Origin of the sequence: Sphingobium sp. SYK-6 (assembly GCF_000283515.1) — a bacterium.
Lineage (GTDB): Bacteria > Pseudomonadota > Alphaproteobacteria > Sphingomonadales > Sphingomonadaceae > Sphingobium > Sphingobium lignivorans.
Map to the genome: position 1 here is coordinate 2419228 of NC_015976.1, position 23554 is coordinate 2442781.

A 23554-nucleotide genomic window follows, 5' to 3' on the forward strand; every position below is an offset into this window, starting at 1 on the left:
GAGCTCTGTGGTGAGCCCGTAAATTTGGACAGAGTGCTAGGCGTTAGTCCTGGCATTTGACGAGTTAGATCGAGTGTGAATCTTGGGCTCGATTGTCCCGATTTCGCAGATGTAGGAGCGAGACTCTACCTCTGGCCTGTAACAATGAACCGCCCCGGGATTGCCGGAGGCCCGAACTCCTGAGAGGAAGGGTCTACGATGAGCAAGACGACGAACAAGTTTGCACCGGAGGTTCGTGAACGGGCGGTCCGCATGGTGCTGGATCACGAAGGCGACCATCCGTCCCGCTGGGCGGCGATCACATCCATTGCCGAGAAGATTGGCTGTTCGGGGCACACGCTGCTGGAGTGGGTGAAAAAGGCCGAGGTGAACAGCGGCAAGCGAGCCGGCGTGCCCACCGAGGTGGCTGACAAGCTCAAGGCGCTGGAGCGCGAGAACCGCGAGCTGCGCCAGGCCAACGAGATCCTGCGCAAGGCCTCCGCATATTTTGCCCAGGCGGAGCTCGACCGCCCGTTCAAGCGATGATCGCGTTTATCGACGAGCATCGCGGTGATTATGGGGTCGAGCCGATCTGCCGGGTTCTGCCGATCGCCCCATCCACCTACCATGAGCACCTGGCGCAGCGGCGCGATCCCTCGCGGCTATCTCCACGTGCTCAGCGTGATCAGATGTTGAAGCCGGAGGTGGTGCGCGTCTTCACCGAGAACTTCGGCGTCTACGGCGTGCGGAAGGTGTGGCGACAGATGCGGCGCGAAGGCTTCGATATCGCCCGATGCACGGTGGAACGGCTGATGCGCGATCTTGGCTTGCAGGGCGTGATCCGCGGTAAGCCGGTGCGCACGACGATGAGCGACAAGGCCGCGCCTTGCCCGCTCGATCAGGTGAACCGGCAGTTCCATGCGCCGGCACCGAACATGCTGTGGGTCTCGGACTTCACTTACGTCGCGACGTGGTCGGGGTTCGTCTACGTGGCCCTCGTGATCGACGTCTATGCCCGCTATGTCGTGGGCTGGCGGGTGAGCAGGACGGCGCACGCCAGCTTCGTGCTGGATGCCCTCGAGCAGGCGATCCATGATCGGCGTCCTGTCCATCGCGGTGGCCTGATCCACCACAGCGACCGCGGCAGCCAGTACGTCTCGATCAAGTATACCGAGCGCCTTGTCGAAGCCGGGATCGAGCCATCGGTGGGCAGCGTAGGGGACAGCTATGACAACGCTTTGGCCGAGACGATCAACGGCCTTTACAAGGCCGAGGTGATCCACCGGCGAGGTCCGTGGCGATCCTTTGAGGCAGTCGAATACGCCACGCTGGAATGGGTGGACTGGTTCAACAACCGCCGGCTTCTCGCGCCCATCGGCAATATACCACCGGCCGAAGCGGAGAAACGCTACTACGCCATGGTGGACGACACTCCCACGGCCGCATAATTTAAGCCGAATGGCCTCCCACAATCCCGGGGCGGTTCATATGGCCTCCGCCGGATGCAATAACGCGGGCTCTCACGATGCGCGCCGCATCACCGCCTGAGCGCCCCCGGCGCAAAATCCGCTTGGTAGCACCACAAAAGCAGCCCGATGCAGCGTCATAAACGGCACCATCCTCAACAATCAGACGGCAATCCATCTTTCGCAAAGGTCTCGTGTGCGCGGAAGTTGACGCGGCGCTCGGCGCATCTGGGGTGCAGACGCAAAGTCTGCGAGATAATCTGTATCGCCGCCCTCAACGCTATGATCCGCAAACGACACCTATCGCACGCGCATAAGCATCAATAGCCGCCCAATCACCCCTTCTGCGCGCGGACGAGGTCCAGCACGGACTGGGCATGCTCATGGCGGCAGATCAGCAGGTCGGGCAGATAGACGTCGCGCTGATTGTAGATGAGCGGTGATCCATCGATCCGGGAACAATGGAGCCCATGGGCCAGCGCAACCGCGGCAGGGGCGCAGCTGTCCCACTCATATTGCCCGCCCGAATGCAGGTAGATGTCCGCCTCGCCGCGCACCACGGCCATGGCCTTCGCACCGGCCGATCCCATGGGCACCAGCTGCGCGCCGAGCGCGCTGGCGACTGTGACCGCTTCCGCAGCGGGACGGGTCCGGCTGACCAGCATGCGCAGGGTCTCGGGCGGCGGCGGCACTGGCGCGGGCCGGTCCGTGCGCAGGATTTCGCCCAGGCCGGGCAGCGCGACGGCGCCGATGACGGGCTGCCCGTCAATGGCCAGCGCGACATGAACCGCCCAATCGGTCCGCTCTTCGCCATATTCGCGCGTGCCGTCGACCGGGTCGATGATCCACACGCGGGATTTCTCCAGGCGCTCCGGCGTATCCTTCGCTTCTTCGGACAGCAGGCCATCATCGGGCCGCTGCGCGCGGATGGCATGGCAGAGGAACGCGTTGGCGGTCTGGTCACCGGCCTTGCCGAGCGCCTTGCCCTCGAACAGGCCGGAAGCGCGCACCTCCAGCAGCAGCCGGCCCGCGACTTCGGCGAGCTGTGCCGCCAGTGCCGCGTCGCTCAATGCCATCCGAGCAGCCTTTCGATGATCTCGTCGGCGGCCTGCTCGGGCGTGATCGCGGTCGTGTCGATGCGTATCTCAGCCGCCTCGGGCGCTTCATAGGGGCTGTCGATCCCGGTGAAGTTCTTGAGCTCACCGGCGCGCGCCTTGCGATAAAGGCCCTTCACGTCCCGTCGCTCGGCCTCGGCCAGCGGCGTGTCGATGAAGATTTCGAGGAACTCGCCTTCCGGGATCATCGCCCGCACCATTTCCCGCTCCGCGCGGAACGGGGAGATGAAGGCCGTGATCACGATCAACCCGGCATCGGTCATGAGCTTCGCAACCTCACCGACCCGGCGGATATTCTCGATCCGGTCCGCTTCGGTAAAGCCAAGGTCCTTGTTGAGCCCATGGCGCACATTGTCGCCGTCGAGCAGGAAGGTATGCCGGTTCATCCGGTGCAGCTTCTTCTCGACGAGGTTCGCGATGGTCGATTTGCCCGAGCCGGAAAGACCGGTGAACCACAGCACGGCCGGCTTCTGGTTCTTGAGGCCGGCATGCATCTCCCGCGTGATGTCCACGGCCTGCCAGTGGACATTCTGGGCACGGCGCAGGGAGAAATGCAGCATGCCCGCCGCGACCGTCGCATTGCTGATCTTGTCGACGAGGATGAAACCGCCCAGCGTCCGGTTCTCGGCATAGGGCTCAAACACGACCGGCCTGTCGGTCGCCAGTTCCGCGACGCCAATGGCATTGAGATCGAGCGTCTTGGCCGCCAGATGCTCCATCGTGTTGACGTTGATCTCATATTTGGGCGCCTGCACCGTCGCGGACACCATCTGCGTGCCGAGCTTGAGCCAGTAGGCTCGGCCCGGCTTGAGTGCCTCGTCCGCCATCCAGACGATCGTCGCCTCGAACTGGTCTGCGACCTGCGACGGATTGTCCGCGGCCGCGATGACATCGCCCCGCGAGCAGTCGATCTCGTCGGCCAGGCACAGCGTGACGGACTGGCCGGCAACGGCCTCGTCCAGATCGCCATCCAGCGTCACGATGCGGCTCACGCTGCTCGTCTTGCCGGAGGGCAGCACGCGGATCGCATCGCCCGGCTTCACAGTCCCGCTCGCGATCAGCCCGGAGAAACCCCGGAAATCGAGATTGGGGCGATTGACCCACTGCACGGGCAACCGCAGCGGCTTTGCCTGATCGGCGCTGTTGTCCACCTCCACGCTTTCGAGATGGTCCATCAGCGGCGACCCCGCATACCACGGGGTATTCGGCGAGAGGGTGGTGATGTTGTCGCCCCGGAAACCCGAGATCGGGATGGCGACGAAATCGGTGATGCCGATCGATCCGGCGAAATCGCGATACTCGCTGACGATCGTCTCGAAGATATCCCGGCCGTAGCCCACCAGGTCCATCTTGTTCACCGCCAGCACGATGTGGCGGATGCCGACCAGATTGGCGAGATAACTGTGCCGCCGCGTCTGCGTCAGCACGCCCTTGCGCGCATCGATGAGGATGACTGCGAGATCGGCGGTCGACGCGCCGGTCACCATGTTGCGGGTATATTGTTCGTGGCCGGGCGTGTCCGCGACGATGAACTTGCGCTTTTCCGTCGTGAAGAAGCGATAGGCGACATCGATGGTGATGCCCTGCTCGCGCTCGGCCGCCAGCCCGTCCACCAGCAGCGCGAAGTCGATTTCCTCGCCTTGCGTGCCGACCCGCTTGCTGTCCGCTTCCAGCGCGGCAAGCTGATCCTCGAAGATCATCTTGCTGTCGTAGAGAAGGCGCCCGATCAGCGTGGATTTGCCGTCGTCCACGCTGCCGCAGGTGATGAAGCGCAGCAGGCTCTTGTGCTGATGCTGGCTGAGATAGGCGTCGATGTCCTGCGCAATGAGTGCATCGGTCTTGTAGATGGGGTCCGTCATCAGAAGTACCCCTCCTGCTTCTTCTTTTCCATGCTGGCGTCACCACCGTCCTTGTCGATCACGCGGCCCTGCCGTTCGCTTGTCGTGGTGAGCAGCATTTCCTGAATGACTTCGCTCAGCGTCGCCGCTTCGCTCTCCACCGCGCCCGTGAGCGGATAGCAGCCGAGTGTCCGGAAACGGATGGAGCGCATGACCGGCGTTTCGCCGTCCCGCAGCGGAAAGCGCTCGTCATCGACCATCAGCAGCAGGCCATCGCGCTCCACGGTCGGGCGCGGCGCGGCGAAATAGAGCGGGACGATCGGAATGCGGTTGAGCTGGATATACTGCCAGATGTCCAGTTCGGTCCAGTTGCTGATCGGGAAGACCCGGATGCTCTCGCCCTTTGCTTTGCGGGCATTGTAGAGGTTCCACAGTTCGGGCCGCTGGTTCTTGGGGTCCCAGCCATGGCTGGCCGTGCGGAAGGAGAAGATGCGTTCCTTGGCGCGGCTCTTCTCCTCGTCACGCCGCGCGCCGCCGAAGGCCACGTCGAACCCGTGGAGATTGAGCGCCTGCTTCAGACCTTCCGTCTTCCACATATCGGTGTGCAGCGGACCATGGTCGAAGGGATTGATGCCCCGCTCCTTCGCCTCCGGATTCTGGTAGACGAGCAGCTCCATCCCGCTCTCCTTCGCCATCCGGTCGCGCAGTTCGTACATGGCCTGGAACTTCCAGGTCGTATCGACATGCAGCAGCGGAAAGGGCGGCGGCGAGGGATAGAAGGCCTTGCGGGCGAGATGGAGCATCACGGCCGAATCCTTGCCCACCGAGTAGAGCATGACGGGCCGCTCCGCCTCGGCGACCACTTCGCGCATGATGTGAATGCTCTCCGCTTCGAGCCGTTCGAGGTGCGTGAGTTTCCGGGTCATTCAGCATCCTGCATCAAGGAGTGGAGATTCGGGGCGCCTCATGGGCGAGGCAGTGCTATCCCAGACCCTACCGCAAGGCAGCATGCTTTTCCTGTATCAGGAAACAATTTGTCTATCGCACCTGGCTTCAGGCCGATCGCGGAGGGCGAAGTCCGGCGATCATTCCGCGGCGGCCGGGGCCTTGCTCTTGGCTTTGGACGGTGCCTTTCCCTTCACTGTCGTTTTCTTCGCGGCGCCTGACTTGCCGGCGCTGGACTTCGCCTTGCCCTTGCGCTTCCCGGCAGGCGCCTTGGCCGCGCGCTCGTCGATCAGCTGTGCGGCTTCCTCCAGCGTCAGCGCATCGGGCGCGACTGTCTTCGGCAGCGTCGCATTGGTGGTGCCGTCGGTCACATAAGGGCCATAGCGTCCCTCCATGAGCCGAATCTCCGCTTCCGTGCGCGGATGCGCGCCGAGTATCTTGAGCGGCTCGGCCGCCTTGCGGGCGCCGCCCCGGTTCGCTGCATCGGCCAGCTTGGCGACGGCGGCGTTCATACCGGTCTCGAAGATCTCGGCCGTGGAGGCGAGCCGCGCATATTTGCCGTCATGTGCAAGATAAGGGCCATAGCGTCCGAGGCTCGCCGTGATCGGCTTGCCGGTCTCGGGATGATCGCCAATGGTGCGTGGCAGCGAAAGCAGTCTGGTCGCCCAGTCCAGCGTCAGTTCGCCATTGGGCAGATCCTTGGGAATGGACGCGCGCTTTGCCTCCTTGCCGCTTCCCATCTCGACATAGGGGCCGAAGCGTCCTGACTTGCGCAGGATCGGCTCGCCGGTTTCCGGATGCGTGCCGAGCTCCTCATTGCCCCCGGCTGCATCGCCATCGGCGCCACCGGGCTGTCCGAATTTGCGGGTGTAGCGGCATTCGGGATAGTTGGAGCAGGCAATGAACGCTCCATAGCGCCCGCCCCTCAGTGACAGCCGGCCGTCGTGGCAGAGCGGGCAGAGCCGCGGATCGCTGCCATCGCCTTTGTCCGGGAACAGCATGGGCGCCAGATATTCGTCCAGCGCGGCCGTGATCTCGCTCGGCTTCTGCTCCATGATCTCGGCGGTCTTGGGCTTGAAATCCCGCCAGAAGGCTTCGAGCACCTGCTGCCACTGCGCGCGGCCACCGGAAATCTCGTCCAGTTCCTCTTCAAGGCCCGCCGTGAAATCGTAGGACACATAACGCTCGAAGAAACGCTCGAGGAATGCCGTCACCAGCCGACCGCTCTCCTCCGCGAAGAACCGGTTCTTCTCGATGCGCACATAGTCGCGGTCCTTGAGCGTCTGGATGGTCGAGGCATAAGTCGAGGGGCGACCGATCCCCAGTTCCTCCAGCCGCTTGACGAGGCTCGCCTCGCTGTAGCGCGGTGGCGGCTGCGTGAAATGCTGGTCGGCGCGCACGTCCTTCTTGGCCGGCTGATCCCCCGCCTTGAGCGCGGGCAGCAGCCTGCTTTCCTCATCCTCTCCATCCCCAGCACCCTGCCGGCCGACAGGATCGTCCCGGCCCTCTTCGTAGAGTGCCAGAAAACCCGGAAAGAGCACCACCTGTCCGGTGGCGCGCAGGACATGCTGGCCAGTGCCGTCCGTCAGTTCGACGGCGGTGCGCTCCAGTCGCGCGGACGCCATCTGGCTTGCCAGCGCACGCTTGAAGATGAGGTCGTAAAGCTTGGCATGGACACCCGAGCCAGCGCTTTCCCGACTGAAGTCGGTGGGCCGGATCGCTTCGTGCGCTTCCTGGGCGTTCTTGGCCTTGGTCTGGTAGTGGCGGGGCTTGTCCGGCAGATAGCCACCATCATAGCGCTTCGCGATGGCATTGCGCGCGGCGGAAATGGCGCTTTCGTCCATCTGCACGCCATCGGTCCGCATATAGGTGATCGCGCCGTCCTCGTAGAGCTGCTGAGCTACGCGCATCGTCTCGCTGGCCGAGAGGCCAAGCTTGCGCGCGGCTTCCTGCTGCAATGTCGAGGTGGTGAAAGGCGGCGGCGGATTGCGCGTTGCGGGCTTGGTCTCGACAGAGGAAACCGTGAAGCGCCCGGCCTCCACATCGGCCTTGGCTGCAAGCGCGTCGCCTTCCTTGCCAATGCTCAGCCGGTCGAGCTTCTCGCCGCGCCAACGCACGAGCCGCGCATCGAATCGCTGCCCGCCCTGCTCCAGAAGCGCCGTGACGGACCAGTATTCCTGCGAGACGAACGCCTCGATCTCCCGCTCGCGTTCCACGATCAGCCGCAGCGCCACGGATTGCACGCGCCCGGCGGACTTGGCGCCCGGCAGCTTGCGCCAGAGCACCGGCGAAAGCGTGAAACCCACGAGATAGTCCAGCGCACGCCGCGCGCGATAGGCGTCGATCAGGTCGTCGTCGAGCGCGCGCGGATGCTTCATCGCCTCCGTTATCGTCGCCTTGGTGATCGCGTTGAAGGTCACGCGCTCCACCCGCTCGGGCAGGGCCTTCTTGGCGCGCAGGACTTCCTGCACGTGCCAGCTTATCGCCTCGCCCTCGCGGTCAGGGTCAGTCGCCAGGATGAGTTCGTCGGCCTTCTTCGCCTCGTCCGTGATGGCCTTGAGCTGTCGCGCCTTGTCGCCATAATTTTCCCAAGCCATGGCAAAGCCATGCTCCGGATCGACTGACCCGTCCTTGGGCGGCAGGTCGCGCACATGGCCATATGAAGCCAGGACGCGATAATCCCCGCCGAGATACTTCTCGATGGTCTTGGCCTTGGCCGGCGATTCGACGATGACGAGCTTCATGATGCTCCGCTAGCTTTTCTTGCGTGTACGCGCGAGAGTGGGAAGCAGGCTGCCTCCTCGTCAAGCCCCGCGCATGAAGATTGGAGAATAGGTAGGATCAGGCGGGCCATCATGCGAGACTGACGCGCCCGCCCGCATGGCGCTGGAGGCGTCCGGCAATCTCCAGTTCCAGAAGCGCCGTCTGGACAAGCGCGGGCGCAAGCCCCGTCTGGCGGATCAGTTCGTCGACAGCCACAGGGCTCATGCTGAGCAGTTCCACGACGCGGGAGCGCTCCGGTTCGGACAGATCGGTCGATGGAGGGCTATGGAAGCTCCGGCGCCCCGAGCGCAGCGCCAGCGGATCGATGGCGCCGATCGCCTCGATAATGTCCTGCGCGTTCTGGACCAGCGTCGCCCCCTCGCGGATGAGGCTGTTGCAACCCTGCGCGCGCGGATCGGCCGGAAAGCCGGGGACGGCCATGACTTCCCGCCCCTCCTCGCCTGCGAGCCGCGCCGTCAGCAGCGAGCCGGAGCGCGGCGCGGCCTCCACGACAGCGGTGCCCGCGCTCATCCAGGCGATGATGCGGTTGCGCGCCGGGAAATGCCGCGCGAGCGGTTCGGCGCCGGGCGGCAATTCCGTGATCAACAGCCCTTCGCGCGCGATGCGGTCCTGCAGATCGGCATTCTCGGGCGGGAAAGCGACATCGATACCCGCGCCGATGACGGCAACCGTGCGCGATGGTCCGGCCCCCATATGGGCCGCCGTATCGATGCCCCGGGCAAGGCCGGACACGACCGTGATGCCCGCCGCCGCCAGTGCATGCGCCAGCTCCCGCGCAAACCGGGTCGCCGCCGCCGATGCATTGCGCGCGCCGACCAGCGCGACGGTGCGCTGTCGGGCAAGCGCCGTGTCCCCGCGCAGGATGAGCGCCGGAGGACTGCCGCCCGCGTCGCCAAGGAGTGGCGGATAATCCCGATCCCCCAGGAAGCAATAACGTGCTTCGTTGCGGACCACCCGCGCGATCTCCGCTTCAAGCGCCCGCGCGTCCGCCGGCCGGAACGAGCGCCCGCCACCGCGTGCGGCCAGTTCAGGCAGGGCCTCGAGGGCCCGCCCCGCGCTGCCGAAGCGCGCCATGAGCTGCCGGTAGGCGACCGGCCCGACATAAGGCGTACGGACGAGGCGAAGCTTGTCGAACTGGTCGTCGGTCAGTGTGCTCATATCTTGGGGGAGGCGCCTACGCGCGGTTCGACGCCGCGTATCAGCCGCGCGATATTGGAGCGATGGCGCCACAGCACCAGCGCCGCCATGGCGCCGAACGCCGGCATGAGCCCGACAAGGCCCAAAGCGAACGCCGCCACTGGCGTGCAGAGCGCCGCGCTGATCCCGCCGACCGAACTGATCCGGGAGAGCGCCAGTGCGACCAGCCAGACCAGAGCGAAGACGAGACCGACGAGCCACGAGAGGGCAAGGCTGACGCCCAGCATCGTGGCAACGCCCTTCCCGCCTCGAAAACCGAGCCACACGGGATAACAATGGCCGATCAGGGCGAGCACGCCCGCGATGGGGCCTCCGCCCTCAGCGCCCAATTGCGTTCCGGCCCAGACTGCCAGCGCGCCCTTGGCGCCATCGAGCAGCAGCGTCGTTGCCGCCAGGCCCTTCCGGCCGGTGCGCAGCACATTGGTCGCGCCGATATTGCCGGAGCCGATCGCGCGAAGATCCCCGGCTCCAGCGAGGCGGGTGAGGATGATCCCGAACGGGATGGACCCGATAAGATATCCCAGGGCAGCAATCAGTGCCGCCATCTGCCACTCCGTCAAACCAGCCCCTCCCTCGTGGATGCGGGCTCTTGTTGCGCGGCACGGCAGACAGTTGCAAGCGGCGAGTGAATTCTCCCCGTTGGCGAAGCATTTGACGGGTGCCCGGCTTCCCTGCACAAGACGCGCAACAATCAGGTTCAGGGGTTCCGGCATGAATTATTCCGTGACGGCGGTCATCGCGGCCGCACTTGCGTTGAGCATCGGGCAAGCACAGGCGGCGGACGAGAAGAAAGACAACGAGCCCGCCTGGGATGTGAACGCCCCGCCGGGTCTCAAGACCCGCGAGGTCCGCATCACGGTGGACGAGGGCAGCTGGATGAACGTGGACGTCTCGCCGGACGGCAAGACGATCGCTTTCGATCTGCTGGGCGACATCTACACCATGCCTATCGCGGGCGGCACGCCGAAGCGGATCGCCGAGGGACTGGCCTATGAGCACCAGCCGCGTTTCTCGCCGGACGGCAAGCGCATCGCCTTCACGTCCGATCGCGGCGGCGGCGACAATATCTGGATCATGAACGCCGACGGCAGCGACAAGAAGGCCCTCACCAGCGAGAGCTTCCGCCTGCTCAACCAGCCCAGCTGGAGTCCGGACGGCCGCTTCATCGTGGCGAAGAAGCATTTCACGACGCAGCGCTCGCTCGGGACCGGTGAGGTCTGGCTCTATCATGTCGCGGGCGGCGGCGGCGTGCCGCTGGTCAAGCGCGCCAACGAAGTGCTGCAAAAGGAACTGGGCGAACCCATTCCGGCCCCGGACGGCAAGAGCGTCTATTATGTGCGCAACGTCACGCCCGGCAACATCTTCGAATATGCGCAGGATTCCGGGCGGAACATCTTCGATATCGAGCGCTACGATCTCTCGACAGGTGAGGTCAGCACCGCTGTGACGGGCCTGGGCGGCGCCGTCCGCCCCACCCCATCGCCCGATGGAAAATCCATCGCTTTCGTCCGCCGGGTCGATGGCGTCTCGACGCTCTGGCTGAAGCAGCTCGATACCGGCGCGGAGCGCAAGCTGTTCGGTCCGCTCGACCGCGACGTGCAGGAGACCTGGGCCGTGACCGGGCTCTATCCGAACATGGCCTGGACCCCGGACAGCCGCGCGATCGTCTTCTGGACCGGCGGGAAGCTCTGGCGGCTCGATACAGGCAGCGACAAGCCAGTCCTGATCCCCTTCCGGATCGATGACACGCGCGTGGTGATCGACGGGCCCCATCCCCAGATCGAGGTTTCGCCCGATCAGGTTCGCACGAAGATGCCGCGCTGGGCCAGCGTGTCGCCCGATGGACGGCAGCTGGTGTTCGAGACGCTGGGCAAGCTCTGGACCAAGCCCGTTTCGGGCAGCGCGGCCAGACGGCTCGTGCCGGGCGACGAGGCGGACATGCAGCTCTGGCCGAGCTGGTCGCGTGATGGCCGTTCCGTCGTCTTTGTGAGCTGGACAGATGAAGGCCTCGGCCACGTCCGCACGGTGCCTGCCACCGGCGGAAGCGCACGCACGATCACCAGCATCGCCGGCCATTACGCCAAGCCCCGTTTTTCTCCCGATGGCAAGACGATCGTCTTCGAAAAGCGCGGCAGCGAAGGCCTCACGTCCACGCGCGGGACTGACGAGCCCGGCGTCTGGCGCGTCGCGGCGAGCGGCGGCGCGCCCGGTCTCGTCGCATCCGGTGTCGGCGATCCCCAGTTCGGTGCCGAGAATGACAGGCTGTTCATGGTGGGTTCCGAGAGCGGCAAGCGGCAGCTCATCAGTGCCGGCCTGGATGGCACCGCGCGCCGGACCCATGCCACGGGCGCCATGGTCACCGAATTCGAGGTTTCGCCGGACGGCCGACATGTCGCTTTCCGCCAGAATTACCAGGCGTTCGTCATGCCGCTCATGCCCGGCACGCAGAATGTGGATGTGGACAAGGAAGGCGGCCCCCTGCCCGTGACGCGGGTGAGCGCGGAAGGCGCGTCCTTCATCAACTGGTCGAACGACGGCGCCGCGCTGCACTGGTCGCTTGGCCCGACATTGTACTCCGCGCAGACCGCCGCTCTCTTCGCGGCCGGCCCGACGGGCAAGGATGCCCCGAAATTCGCGCCGCCCCGTTCCGGCGTAGACCTCTCCATGACCGTACCGGCCGACAAGCCCAGCGGAACCGTCGCGCTGACCGGCGCCCGCATCCTCACCATGGCAGATGATGCGGGCGGCATCATCGAGGATGGCACCATCGTGATCCGGGGGGACCGGATCGTGGCGGTCGGCCCGTGCGGGGATATCGCCATCCCCGCCGGCGCGACGCAGCTGGACATGGCCGGAAAGACGATCATGCCCGGCTTCGTGGATGCCCATGCCCATGGCCCGCAGGGCGAGGACATGCTCATTCCGCAGCAGAACTGGTCATCCATCGCCAATCTGGCGATGGGCACCACGACGATCCACGATCCTTCGTCCAGTGCAGCCGACATCTTCGCGGCCGCCGAGATGCAGCGGGCAGGCATCATCCTCTCCCCCCGCATCTTCTCGACCGGCGAAGTCATCTATGGCGCGAAGGCACCGGGCGTCTATGCGGAGATCAACAAATATGAGGACGCGCTGGCCGATGTGCGCCGGCTCAAGGCGCAGGGCGCGCACAGCGTGAAGAACTACAACCAGCCGCGCCGCGATCAGCGACAGATGGTCGTCGCCGCTGCCCTGGCCGAAAATATGGAAGTGGTACCCGAGGGGGGCTCGCTGTTCACGATGGACATCTCGCTGGTGCAGGACGGCAACTCGACCGTCGAGCACAATGTCCCGCTCGAGACCTTCTACCAGGATGTCGTCAGCCTGTGGTCACAGAGCACGACGAACTACACGCCAACACTGGTCGTGACCTATGGCGGCCTCGCCGGTGACCCCTACTGGCGGGCCCATACGGACGTATGGCGACATCCGATCCTCTCCAGCCATGCGCCGGCCGCGTTGCTCGCCGCGCAGAACAAGCGGCGGGAGCTGGCCCCGGAGGAAGCCTATGTGGATGACGAGTCCGCGCGGGAAGCGAAGAAGCTTGCCGATCGCGGCATCCAGGTCTCCATTGGCGCGCATGGGCAGCAGACCGGCCTTGGTTCCCACTGGGAAATCTGGAGCTTCGTGCGGGGCGGCTGGAGCCCGATCGACGCGCTGCGCGCCGCGACGATCATGCCCGCCCGCTCGCTGGGCTATGTCGCGGACGTGGGTTCGCTGGAGACCGGAAAGCTCGCCGATCTCATCGTGCTCGATGCCGATCCGACGAGCGACATCCGGAATACCGAGAAGATCCATCGCGTGATGCTCGGCGGACGCCTCTACGATCCCATGACCATGAACGAAGTCGACACCGGCAATCGCAAGCGCCTGCCCTATTGGTGGGAAGCCGACGGGACCAGCAATGGCGCAGGCATGAAGCTGAGCATTAGCAATGGCCATGGCCACTGACGATCGCCTGAACTGAGAGACCGAGCGCTTTTCCCGGCTTTCCCCGCTGATCCGTCGGCGGGGAAAGCGCGAGAAACCTGCCCTTTCGGCGCACAGGGGAGCCGCCGTCACGCTTGCCCCGGGCCATGCGGCTTGCCGGCAGCATTGGCTCTGCGACAGACGTTGCAGTCCGACTGTCGCAATAGCATAACATTCGCATGCCAGACAGGCAGCGAATGAAGACGATAGCGGTCTACAGCCTCAAGGGCGGTGTCGGGAAATCCACCTTCGCCGTCAATCTCGCATGGGCATCCGCCGTGCTCTCTTCGCGACGCACCTTGCTGTGGGATCTCGACCCCCAGGCCGCGGCGACATATCTGCTCGCGCCGGCCGCCACCGCCCGGGATGCTGCCCGCGACGTCTTTTCGAAACAGGTCGACCCTGCCGATCTCTGCCAGCCGACCGCCATTGCGGGGTTGGACCTGCTCGCCGCGGATCCATCGCTCCATGGACTGGAGCGGCTCCTCTTCGACCTGGGCAAGAAGAAGCGCCTCGCCCGGCTGATCGAGAACCTCAAGAAACATTATGAGCGCGTCCTGCTCGACTGCCCGCCGGGCCTCACCGAGACTGCGGAACAGGTTCTGAAGGCAGCGGACATACTGGTCGTGCCAGTCGTGCCCTCACCCTTGGCCCGCAAGTCGCTTGACGATCTGGTCGAGACACTGGTGCGTCGTGGCGGCTCCCACCCGCCCATCCTGCCGGTCTTCTCGATGGTGGATCGCCGCCGCAAGCTTCATGTCGCGGCGCTGGAGAGCCACCCGGACTGGCCCTTCGTCACTTATGCCAGTCAGGTCGAGCAGATGGGGACGAGGCGTCTGCCGCTCGGCGCCTATGCACCGCAGAGCCAGCAAGCGGCGCAATTCGCCGGCATCTGGGCAGCGATCGAACGACGACTCGCGCAGAGCTGAGCCCGCGCGACCCGCTCGCTTACGCCACCTGGCTGTCGGCGCTGCCGAACAGCGCCCGCGCATCGGCTGCCGGCATCGGACGGCCGAAATAATAGCCCTGGACGTTGGTGCAGCCCAACGCACGCAGCAGATCGAACTCCCCTTCGGTCTCCACGCCTTCCGCCGTCGTCTCCATGTCCAGGCCTTGTGCCATCGCCACGACAGCGCGCACGATCGCCAGGCTCTCGCGCTGATTGCGCGCGGCACCCTCGACGAAGCTGCGATCGATCTTGATCGTGCTGAAGCGGGTGCGCGAAAGATAACCGAGCGACGAATATCCCGTACCGAAATCATCAAGCGCCAGACACACGCCCAGCTTCATGAGCTTCTCCAGCAGCTGCCCGGCGCCCATCCCTTCGCGCAGGAAGACGCTTTCCGTCACTTCCAGTTCAAGACGATTGGCAGGCAGCCCACTATGGGCAAGCGCTGCGACCACGGTTTCCAGAAAGGCGGGGTCATAAAGCTGCTCCGGCGAGACGTTGACGGAGACGCGCACGTCCTCGGGCCAGGTCGCCGCTTCCCGGCAGGCCGAACGAAGTACCCAGTTGCCGATCGGTCCCATCAGCCGCGCATCCTCCGCCACCGGGATGAAGCGGCTCGGCGACACCTGTCCGAGCTCCGGGTGAAGCCAGCGCGCCAGCGCCTCGAAGCCGCTCACCCGGCCGTCGCTGGCACTCACGATCGGCTGGAAGAGCAGATAGAGCTCATCCCGGGCCAATGCATCGCGCAACGCGATTTCGAGCGTCCGCCGCTCTTCCGCGTCCGCATGCATCGATGGCGTATAATGCTGATGCTTGCCTCGCCCGGCTTCCTTGGCGCGATACATCGCAAGATCGGCATTGCGCATGAGGGTCTCGGCATCCCGCCCGTCATTGGGGGCCAGCGCTGAGCCGACACTCGCGCCAACGAACAATGTGTGCCCATTGACGAGATAGGGCTGGGAGACGGCCTTGATGATCTCGGCAGCCAGTCGATCGATGTAGAGCTGCTCGCCTACATCCCGAACAAGGACCGCGAATTCGTCTCCGCCGAGGCGTCCGCACAGCTCGTTCGGAGAACAGACCTTGCGGAGCCGCTCGGCGACCTGAGCCAGAAGCTGGTCGCCGATGAGATGGCCCAGCGTGTCGTTCACGGACTTGAAGCGATCGAGATCGATCATGATGAAGCCGCAACGCGTATGCCACTGCGACACCTGCGTGATGGTGAGTGACAGTTCTTCGGTCAGGTGGAGCCGATTTGGCAGGCCGGTCAGCATGTCGAAACGCGCCATCTGCGCAATGCGCTCGGCCGCTTCCTTCTGGACCGTGATGTCCGAGCCGACGCCTCGAAACCCGTGAAAGACGCCTTTATCGTCGGTGCGCGGCGACGCAGAGATCTGCCACCAGCGCTGCTCCTCGTTCACCACCACCGGCAGCACGAGATCGGAGAAAGGCGCACGCTGCTTCAGCCGCTCGGCAAGTTCGTGCAAGGCGGGATCGAACGCGCCGGTTTCCCAGGCCGGTCCCGCCAGCACTTGCAGGATCGAGCGCCCCTCCAGGGCTTCGCACGTGGTGCCGAGCATGCGCGCAAAAGACGGTGAAACGCCCGTGAGGCGCCGCGCCGCATCGATTTGCCATAGCGCATCGGCGGCCTCGACATCATGCTCCTTGAGCAGCAGGCTGACCACCTCGCGCTTCTCCGCGAGCATCTTGCTGGTGGTGAGTTGAACACCGAACAGATGGGCCTGACGAAGACTGGCTGCGAGAAGCAGGATCGCATAGGTTGCCCCCACCGCCGCGAGCATCGGGTCCGCATGTTCTCCCATCATCCAGATGGCGCCGGCACTGATCGGCAGGATAAGGCCTGCCGCGGAAAGCGGCGTGGACTGACAGGTCATCGCCGTCGCCGCCATCAGGCAACATGCGATGGTCCAGAGCGTGACCATGCCGGCCGGCCCCGTCTCGCGACCCATTGCGAGGATCGCCGCTGCCCATGCACAACCCTGAAGAAACGACCACAGGCCATGGCGAAGCAACGCGGCGCGCGTGACGCTCGAATAATCGGAAGCCACATGCTTCTGGCGCATGCGGAAGGAGGGGATGTGCACGCCGACCAGAAACAACGTCCAGAGGGCGAGCACCCAGATCGGCACATATCCCTGAAAGCGAACATTGATGAGGAAGACCGAAATCGCCGCCAGGGCGGTATACAGCCCCAGCATCCGGTCGGCCGCGCGAAGCTGCTGACCGTGCACGAATTCGACATGGCCGCCCGGCAACCGCGTGAATCCCATCAGGACGCCAAGGGAGAGCGTCTCGGGAAGGCCGTCCGGCCGGCTTGTCCTGGGCGAGACTCGGTTCGTCACACCCTGCTGATACGGCCCGCTGGTTATCAAGCCGTAAGCAGCGGGCCGGCGAGCCGCGCCTCATCGTAAAGCTGCCGCGCCTGGTCGCCTCTCGCCGCGGGGCCGCCAGAAGGCGCCGTCAGCCCCGCAACGCGCTAGGCAGCGACGTCGTAAGGGACGATCTCACCCTCAAGATAGAGTTTGCGCGCCTTCGAGCGGCTGAGCTTGCCCGAGCTGGTGCGCGGCAACGAGCGTGGCGGCACCAGTTCGATCACGCAGTTCATGCCGGTGATCGAGCGCACCCGCTCGCGAATCTCCTCGCGCAGCCTCGCCCGCTCTTCCTTGTCGGAAACGCGGCAATGGACCAGCACGGCCGGTGCTTCCTCGCCACCCGGCGTCGTGATCGCGAAAGCGGCGATGTCGCCCTGCTTGAAGCCGGGAAGCTGTTCCACAGCCCATTCAATGTCCTGGGGCCAGTGATTCTTGCCGTTGACGATGATCATGTCCTTGGCGCGGCCGACGATGTAGAGATAGCCATCCGAGAGATAGCCCATGTCGCCGGTATCCAGCCAGCCGTCCGCCATGCAGGCCTCGGTCGCTTCCTGATCCCGGAAATAGCCGACCATCAGGCTGGAACCGGTCGTCCAGACCTTGCCGATCATCCGGTCAGGCAGGATATTGCCGAAATCGTCGCGAATTTCGACGGTCATGCCCATCACCGGCTTGCCGCAGTTGACGATGGCGCGGTAGCGTTGCGGCCTGTCCTGCGGCGCATTGCCGCCGGAAAGCTCCGTTTCCTCAACCAGCTCGACGATGATCCCTTCGCCCGGCGGCATGATGGTGACGGCAAGCGTCGCTTCCGCCAGCCCGTAGCTCGGCAGGAAAGCCGAGGGACTGAAACCCGCCTCCGCAAAGGCATCCACGAAGCCCTGCATCACGTCGGGCCGAATCATGTCGGCGCCATTGCCGGCCAGCCGCCAGCGGGAAAGATCAAAACGCTCGGACGCCCGCGTCTGGCTCGACATGCGACGCGCGCAGATATCGTAGCCGAACGTCGGCGAATAGCTGATCGCGGTGCCCGGATGACGCGAGATCATGTCCAGCCAGGCGAGCGGCCGCCGCGCGAAATCCTCGGTCTTGAGATAGTCGGTCGAGACCTGGTTGGCGACCACCGAGAGGAAGCAGCCGACAAGGCCCATGTCATGATACCAGGGCAGCCAGCTGATGCACCGGTCGGTCGGAATGAGCTGCATGCCGTGGCTGTGGGCCGCGAGATTGGCAAGCAGCGCCTTGTGCGTCACCGCGACGCCATGCGGGAAACGCGTCGAGCCGCTCGAATATTGCAGATAGCAGATATCGTCGGGCGATGCGGCAGGCAGGTCGCACGGCGTGACGTCCGCGGCGAGGAAATCCTCAAAGCTCAGCGGCTCGACATCGCGACGGCGCGCTGCCTCGCTTGCCATTTCGGCCAGCTCGGCGGGAAACAGCAGCATCAGCGGATCGCAACTCGAAAGCTGGACGACGAGCTGGTCGATATAGCTTTCCTTGCCGCCGAAGCTGGTCGGCAACGGCAGCGGCACCGGCCAGGCGCCCGCATAGACGATACCGAAGAAAAGCTGTGCGAACTCGGCCCCTGTTTCCGCCACCAGCGCGATGCGGTCCTGCGGCTTCACGCCACGCGCTATCAGCCGATAAGCGCAGTCAAGCGCATCGGCGCGCATCTCGGTAAAGGGATAAGCTCGTGCGAGGTTTCCGCGCGCATCATGGAAATTGAGGCCGCGCACGCCCTCGGCGGCATAATCCAGCGCCTCCCCCAAAGTCCCGAAATCCGCAAAACGTCGCGCAAGCCGATCTTCCGTCGGTGTTGGCTGCATCAAGTGTGACCCTTCTCTTCCGCCTATACTCGCTCGAAATCCGAACCATGGCGGCTTGTCCGGCGTGCTCCTGCGCTTATGCCCGAAAGCCGCAATTCACGTCGCGCCTGGCGATTTCTTGCCTCTGCCAAGCAGATTCACTTATGAACGGGACTATGGCACAAAAAAGGCGCAGTCGCCCGGAAAGGCAAAAAACGGGGCCGCGCCCGCTCGATCCGGAGACGCTCGAGAATCTGGCGCTGACCTATGTGAGCCGGTTTGCGACGAGCCGGGGGCGCTTGACCAGCTATCTGGCCCGCAAGCTGCGCGAACGCGGCTGGCAAGGCGAGGAATTGCCGCCGATCGAAGCGATCGCCGATCGGCTGGTGGCGCTGCGTTATGTCGATGATGAAGCCTATGCCGCGATGAAGGCGGGCGCCATGCAGCGACGGGGCCTCGGCGGTCGGCGGATCGCTCAGGCGCTGCGGCAGGACGGCATCGATGAGACGGTGGCAGCCGGCGCGGCGCCGAACCTGCGCGCCCGGTGGGAGGCCGCCGACCGGCTGGCCCGCCGCAAGCGCATTGGCCCCTACGCGGCTGTCCGCGCCGACCGTCCGGTGCGGGAGAAGCAACTCGCGAGTTTTCTGCGGGCCGGCCATGATCTGACCCTCGCCCGGCTCTGGATCGATGCAGCACCGGATGAGCCGCCACCCATCCCCGATGACCAGGACTGACCAGGAATGAAGCGCAAATCATGGCTGTGGACGGCAAGCCTTGCCTTGCTGATCGCCGCGAGCGGCTGCCGCGGCGATGCGCCGGCCGCGCCGGCAGCGCGGGATGACGGCCCGGATGCCGCCCCGACGACGCGGGAGGGCGAGGTCCAGCTGCGCATCACCACTGCCTCCGGCGACATCAGGCGCTTCCAGGTCGAGCTGGCGGTGGATGACGCCAGCCAGCAGCGCGGACTGATGGAGCGAACGCATCTCGATCCCGATGCGGGCATGCTCTTTCCCTATCCCTATCCGGTCGCCGCGTCCTTCTGGATGAAGAACACGCCGCTTCCGCTCGACCTCATCTTCATCCGGCCCGACGGCACGATCGCCGCCATCCTGCCCGGCGAGCCCAATGATCTCACCCCCCTCTCCGCAGGCGAAGCCGTGTCGGGCGTGCTGGAAGTGAATCGAGGGCGTGCCGAAGCCCTTGGCGTGGCGCCCAGCGACAAGGTGTCATGGGGGAATTGCGACGAGGCCCCACCGGCCGCCAATGCGTGGCGAGCCGATCGCTTCTGCCCGGGCGAGGCCGAATGAACGCGCAGCGGCATTTCGGCGGTTGCCAATAGCGGGGGAGAGCGGCTAAGCGCTGGCGCCATGGGACTTCTCGGCAAGATCTTCACCTGGTGGGACGGCGCCACCATCGGCACCGCGCTTTTCAGCATGCGCAAGGGCACCAAAGTCGGCGAGGATCATCAAGGCAACGTCTATTACGAGGGCGGGGTCGATCCGAACGGCCTGACGCGGCGCTGGGTCATTTACAAGGGTGCCAACGACGCGAGTCGCGTGCCTTCCGAATGGCATGGCTGGCTGCATCACTCCATCGACGGCCCGCCCGAGAGCCATTTGCCCCCGCCGCGCATCTGGGAAGCGGAATTCACCCCCAATCAGACCGGCACGCCCAATGCCTATAGGCCCTCCGGGGCAATCGAGGCTGGCGGCAAGCGCCAGATGGCGACCGGCGACTACGAAGCCTGGGCCCCGGACGCGTGACGCGAGCCCGGTCCGCCGTGCCGGGCCGGTGGTTGCTCCCGCTCGGCCTTGTTGCCCTGCTTGGCGCGTGCGGCCAGCCGGAAGGCGCCCAGAATGCCAGCAATGGCATGCAGGAAGAACGCCGCCGGGACGAACGCCCCGTTCAGGTCGACAACGGCCTGCCCGGTACGCCGATGGCCGAGCGCGCTGCCGAGATCGGCCTGCTGAACAAGCGCAACGGAATCACGCGCAAGCTTGCCATGAAGCCCGGCGAGGCCGTGCGTGTCGGCAATGCCATCGTCCGCCTGCGCGCCTGCGAGTCGACTGCGCCCTGGGAAATGAACAGGGAGACCGGCGCCTTCGTTCAGCTCGATGTGCTGGAAAGCCGTGACAACAAGTGGCACCGCGTCTTTTCCGGCTGGCTCTTCAAGGAGCGGCCGGATCGCAATGTGGTCATCCACCCGATCTACGACGTCTGGGTCAACAGCTGCGCAATGACCTGGCCGGAAACGGGCCCCGATACGGTCAAGGTTTCGGAAAGAGGCACGCGCGCCGAAGGATCGGCAGCAAGCCAGTCCAGCGCGGAAAATGCCGCCGAAGCAGCGCCCGCCGCGCCCTCGCCCACACCCTCCCCTTCGCCTTCCGCCAGCGCTTCGCCCAGCAACAACGAATAGCGTTCGGCCGGGATCTCGATCGCGCCGAGCGATGCGAGATGGGGAGTCATGAACTGGCAGTCGAGCAGAGTGAAGCCGCCCACCCGGAGCCGTGCAACAAGCCAGGCCATGGCGACCTTGGATGCATCGGTCATCCGGCTGAACATGCTTTCGCCGAAGAAGGCCCGGCCGAGCGCAAGGCCATAGAGCCCACCGACCAGCCGCCGCTCGCCATCCTCGCGAAACCACACTTCCACGCTGTGCGCCAGGCGGCGATGATGGAGGCGCAGGAACGCCTCCTCGATATCGCGATTGATCCATGTCGTCGGGCGGTCCTCGGCGCTCTCGGCGCACAGCGCTATCACCTCGGCGAAGGCCGTGTCCGCCGTCACCTCGAACTTGTCGGAGCGCAGCGTCTTGCGCAGCGAGCGGGAGAGATGGAAGCCATCGAGCGGCAGGATGGCCCGCTGCTCCGGCTCCACCCAGAACACCGACCCGGCCGAGCGATCATCCGCCATCGGGAAAAGACCCACGGCATAAGCGCGCAACAGGATCGGCAGGTCGATAGCCATCGAATCTCGGTCTAGCAGGCCCAGCCGCCCTTGTCGTCGCCCACGCTTCCTTCTAGCCCCATGCGGACACAGGCAAACAACCGGGCAGGAGAGAATAGTATGGCGACATATGTGCTGGTGCATGGCGCATGGGGTGGAAGCTGGGGCTATGCCAGCCTCGCGCGGGCTTTGCGTGCCGCCGGGCATGATGTGCATATCCCTTCCCTCACCGGCCTTGGCGAGCGGGCCCATCTGGCGCATGGCGGCATCATACTTTCCGATCATATCGCCGATGTGGTGGGCCTGATTGATTGCGAAGACCTGTCCGACATCATTCTGGTCGGTCACAGCTATGGCGGCATGGTCATCACCGGCGTATCGGCCCTGCGTGGCAAGCGCATCCGCAGCCTGGTCTATCTCGACGCGTTCCTTCCGCAGGACGGGCAAGCACTCTGGAACTTGGCGGACGAGGCGACGCGCCGTCTCTACATCGAGAACCAGAAGGGCACGCCCGGCCTTGTCCAGCCGATCTTCCCGATGCCGGAAGGGCGCACGAGGCGCGTTTCCGGCCATCCGCTCCTCACCCTCCTGGAGCCGGTGAAACTGGGCGGCGAGGAGAGCGCAATCGCTCGCCGGATCTATGTTTACGCCAATGCCAGCCCGCTCACCATCTTCACCCAGTTCCGGGATCGCTGCCTCGCCGACGAGGGCTGGAGCGTCCATGAAATCGCGACCGGGCACATGGTGTGGGACGAGGATCTGCCCGGCGTCACGAAGATCCTGCTGGATGAAGCAGCGGCTGATCTGCGGTAAATCGAAGCTCGTGCTTGCGCCCTCGCGCGACGCGGGTTAAGAGCGCCGCCTTCGCCGGCACAGGAGTGTAGCTCAGCTGGTAGAGCGTCGGTCTCCAAAACCGAATGCCGGGGGTTCGAGTCCCTCCACTCCTGCCAAAGACTTGCCGACGGGCGCGACTGCGCCTAGATGCAAGGCCGGTTTTGGAACCAGGCGGCGGACTGGCCGGGGGAAAAGCTCCGGGTGCGGTCCGCTTTCTTGTGTTCCAAAGAGTTCATTTTTGAAAGAGCAGAGAGAGCGTGGCGAAAACCTCCCCCACAGAGTTCTTCCGTCAGGTCCGCGCCGAAGCCGGCAAGATCGTCTGGCCGACATCGCGCGAGACCGTGATGACCACCATCATGGTCGTCATCATGACGTCGACGCTGGGCCTTTTCTTCTTCGGCATCGACTCGCTGTTCGGATGGATCGTGCGGATGCTGCTGGGCCTGGCCACCGGCCAGGGCTGATCTCCGCCAACGCGAAACTGAGGAACACAAGGCACATGGCGCGCTGGTACATCATCCACGCTTATTCGGGCTTCGAGAACAAGGTCCGCGATTCCATCATGGCGGAGGCGGAGCGCATCGGCCTTGCCCAGCTCATCGAGCAGATCGAGGTCCCCACCGAGACCGTCACGGAAGTGAAGCGCGGCAAGAAGGTGCAGGTCGAGCGCAAGAACATGCCCGGCTATGTCCTCGCCAAGCTGACGATGAACGATGACATCTATCACCTCATCAAGAACACGCCGAAGGTGACGGGTTTCCTGGGGTCCATGGGCAAGCCGCAGCCGATCAGCGAGAGCGAGGCCCAGCGCTTCTTCAGCTCGCGCGAGGAAGCCGCGACCCAGCCGCGCCACAAGGTCAATGTGGATTACGAGATCGGCGACAGCGTGAAGGTGATGAGCGGCCCGTTCGCAAGCTTCATCGGCACGGTGGAAGAGCTGGACTTCGAGAAGAGCCGCGTGAAGGTCTCCGTCTCGATCTTCGGACGCGCGACACCGGTCGAGCTGGACTTCGAGGAAGTCGAGCTTTCCAAGTAACGGCAGGCGCCGCCAGACAAAGAGGGCCGTCGATCGCGAGATCGGCGGCCTTTTCGTTTGCGGGTCTCCGGGCAGCGCGGAAATGTTAGAGTTCGAGACGACCATCGGCCTCCAGAAGGTTGAGATGGGCGAAACGGGATGAGACGACCGCCCCACGACGCCTCACCATGCGGGCTCCGCCCCGCCCGTCCAACATGGCGCTGCAGTCTGGAAGTTTACAAAGATGACGATACGTCCGTGTCATCTTCCGCTTCCGTGAACT

The 23554-nt window shown here is 64.9% G+C and carries 18 protein-coding genes, 1 tRNA gene, 1 pseudogene and 1 other annotated feature; of the genes and pseudogenes, 11 read left to right on the top strand and 9 right to left on the bottom strand.

Annotation, left to right across the window (positions count from 1 at the left end; all coding sequences use genetic code 11):
* The first annotated feature begins 198 nt into the window (after positions 1-198).
* Positions 199-1427, top strand: a protein-coding gene (locus SLG_RS11105; protein WP_148276566.1) for an IS3 family transposase whose coding sequence is annotated in 2 segments (ribosomal slippage) — positions 199-487 and positions 487-1427 — 1230 coding nt in all. Because the reading frame shifts where the segments join, the coding sequence is not laid out codon by codon here.
* Positions 480-596, top strand: a sequence feature (AL1L pseudoknot). (Overlaps the previous gene by 117 nt.)
* A gap of 353 nt (positions 1428-1780) precedes the next feature.
* On the opposite strand, the gene SLG_RS11110 is transcribed toward SLG_RS11105, so the two are convergent.
* The 6 genes from SLG_RS11110 to plsY all read right to left on the bottom strand — a co-directional run bounded on the left by SLG_RS11110 (position 1781) and on the right by plsY (position 9869).
* Positions 1781-2521, bottom strand: a complete 741-nt coding sequence (locus tag SLG_RS11110) for a 3'(2'),5'-bisphosphate nucleotidase CysQ (protein ID WP_014076562.1) — start codon at positions 2519-2521, stop codon at positions 1781-1783.
* Positions 2512-4419 carry a sulfate adenylyltransferase subunit CysN gene (cysN, locus tag SLG_RS11115; protein ID WP_014076563.1) on the bottom strand — a complete coding sequence of 636 codons (1908 nt, stop codon included), beginning with the start codon at positions 4417-4419 and terminating at the stop codon, positions 2512-2514. The genes SLG_RS11110 and cysN overlap by 10 nt, the downstream gene beginning before the upstream one ends.
* Positions 4419-5324, bottom strand: a complete 906-nt coding sequence (gene cysD, locus SLG_RS11120; RefSeq protein ID WP_014076564.1) for a sulfate adenylyltransferase subunit CysD — start codon at positions 5322-5324, stop codon at positions 4419-4421. The genes cysN and cysD overlap by 1 nt, the downstream gene beginning before the upstream one ends.
* A gap of 159 nt (positions 5325-5483) precedes the next feature.
* A complete protein-coding gene (topA, locus tag SLG_RS11125) occupies positions 5484-8087 on the bottom strand; it encodes a type I DNA topoisomerase (RefSeq protein ID WP_014076565.1) in 2604 nt (867 codons plus the stop codon).
* Between the two features lie 109 nt (positions 8088-8196).
* Positions 8197-9285 carry a DNA-processing protein DprA gene (dprA, locus tag SLG_RS11130; RefSeq protein WP_014076566.1) on the bottom strand — a complete coding sequence of 363 codons (1089 nt, stop codon included), beginning with the start codon at positions 9283-9285 and terminating at the stop codon, positions 8197-8199.
* Positions 9282-9869 carry a glycerol-3-phosphate 1-O-acyltransferase PlsY gene (gene plsY, locus SLG_RS11135; RefSeq protein WP_014076567.1) on the bottom strand — a complete coding sequence of 196 codons (588 nt, stop codon included), beginning with the start codon at positions 9867-9869 and terminating at the stop codon, positions 9282-9284. Before plsY ends, dprA begins: the two co-directional genes overlap by 4 nt.
* Positions 9870-10035: 166 nt before the next feature.
* On the opposite strand from plsY, the gene SLG_RS11140 reads away from it, so the two are divergent.
* Both SLG_RS11140 and SLG_RS11145 read left to right on the top strand, forming a co-directional pair.
* On the top strand, positions 10036-13314 hold the full coding sequence (locus SLG_RS11140; protein WP_014076568.1) for an amidohydrolase family protein: 3279 nt from the start codon (positions 10036-10038) through the stop codon (positions 13312-13314).
* Positions 13315-13529: 215 nt separating this feature from the next.
* On the top strand, positions 13530-14261 hold the full coding sequence (locus SLG_RS11145) for a ParA family protein (RefSeq protein ID WP_014076569.1): 732 nt from the start codon (positions 13530-13532) through the stop codon (positions 14259-14261).
* Between the two features lie 19 nt (positions 14262-14280).
* On the opposite strand, the gene SLG_RS11150 is transcribed toward SLG_RS11145, so the two are convergent.
* Both SLG_RS11150 and SLG_RS11155 read right to left on the bottom strand, forming a co-directional pair.
* Entirely contained in the window at positions 14281-16644 is a 2364-nt protein-coding gene (locus tag SLG_RS11150) for a putative bifunctional diguanylate cyclase/phosphodiesterase (RefSeq protein ID WP_014076570.1), read from the bottom strand.
* 134 nt (positions 16645-16778) lie between these two features.
* Positions 16779-18497 carry a fatty acyl-AMP ligase gene (locus SLG_RS11155; protein WP_014076571.1) on the bottom strand — a complete coding sequence of 573 codons (1719 nt, stop codon included), beginning with the start codon at positions 18495-18497 and terminating at the stop codon, positions 16779-16781.
* A gap of 155 nt (positions 18498-18652) precedes the next feature.
* Here SLG_RS11155 and SLG_RS11160 point away from each other — a divergent pair, with 155 nt between their 5' ends.
* The 4 genes and pseudogenes from SLG_RS11160 to SLG_RS22190 all read left to right on the top strand — a co-directional run.
* Positions 18653-19210, top strand: coding sequence for a regulatory protein RecX (locus SLG_RS11160; protein ID WP_014076572.1), 558 nt, complete (start codon positions 18653-18655; stop codon positions 19208-19210).
* Between the two features lie 6 nt (positions 19211-19216).
* Positions 19217-19783, top strand: a complete 567-nt coding sequence (locus SLG_RS11165; protein WP_014076573.1) for a DUF192 domain-containing protein — start codon at positions 19217-19219, stop codon at positions 19781-19783.
* A gap of 60 nt (positions 19784-19843) precedes the next feature.
* Complete coding sequence (locus SLG_RS11170; RefSeq protein WP_014076574.1) at positions 19844-20239, top strand: NADH:ubiquinone oxidoreductase subunit NDUFA12; 396 nt, start codon at positions 19844-19846, stop codon at positions 20237-20239.
* 239 nt (positions 20240-20478) lie between these two features.
* Positions 20479-20649, top strand: a pseudogene (locus SLG_RS22190) (DUF2155 domain-containing protein); the annotation flags it as partial.
* 35 nt (positions 20650-20684) lie between these two features.
* Here the strand turns inward: SLG_RS22190 and aat are convergent.
* Positions 20685-21443 carry a leucyl/phenylalanyl-tRNA--protein transferase gene (gene aat, locus SLG_RS11180; protein WP_014076576.1) on the bottom strand — a complete coding sequence of 253 codons (759 nt, stop codon included), beginning with the start codon at positions 21441-21443 and terminating at the stop codon, positions 20685-20687.
* 99 nt (positions 21444-21542) lie between these two features.
* Between aat and SLG_RS11185 the strand changes: the two genes are divergently transcribed.
* From SLG_RS11185 to nusG, 4 genes are all read left to right on the top strand, one after another.
* Positions 21543-22235 carry an alpha/beta hydrolase gene (locus tag SLG_RS11185; protein WP_014076577.1) on the top strand — a complete coding sequence of 231 codons (693 nt, stop codon included), beginning with the start codon at positions 21543-21545 and terminating at the stop codon, positions 22233-22235.
* A gap of 61 nt (positions 22236-22296) precedes the next feature.
* Positions 22297-22372 (top strand) — tRNA-Trp (locus SLG_RS11190).
* A 141-nt stretch (positions 22373-22513) separates the two neighbouring features.
* On the top strand, positions 22514-22720 hold the full coding sequence (gene secE, locus SLG_RS11195) for a preprotein translocase subunit SecE (RefSeq protein WP_014076578.1): 207 nt from the start codon (positions 22514-22516) through the stop codon (positions 22718-22720).
* Positions 22721-22755: 35 nt separating this feature from the next.
* Positions 22756-23292 (top strand): transcription termination/antitermination protein NusG, encoded by a 537-nt coding sequence (nusG, locus tag SLG_RS11200; RefSeq protein WP_014076579.1) that lies wholly within the window; start codon positions 22756-22758, stop codon positions 23290-23292.
* Positions 23293-23554 lie beyond the last annotated feature (262 nt).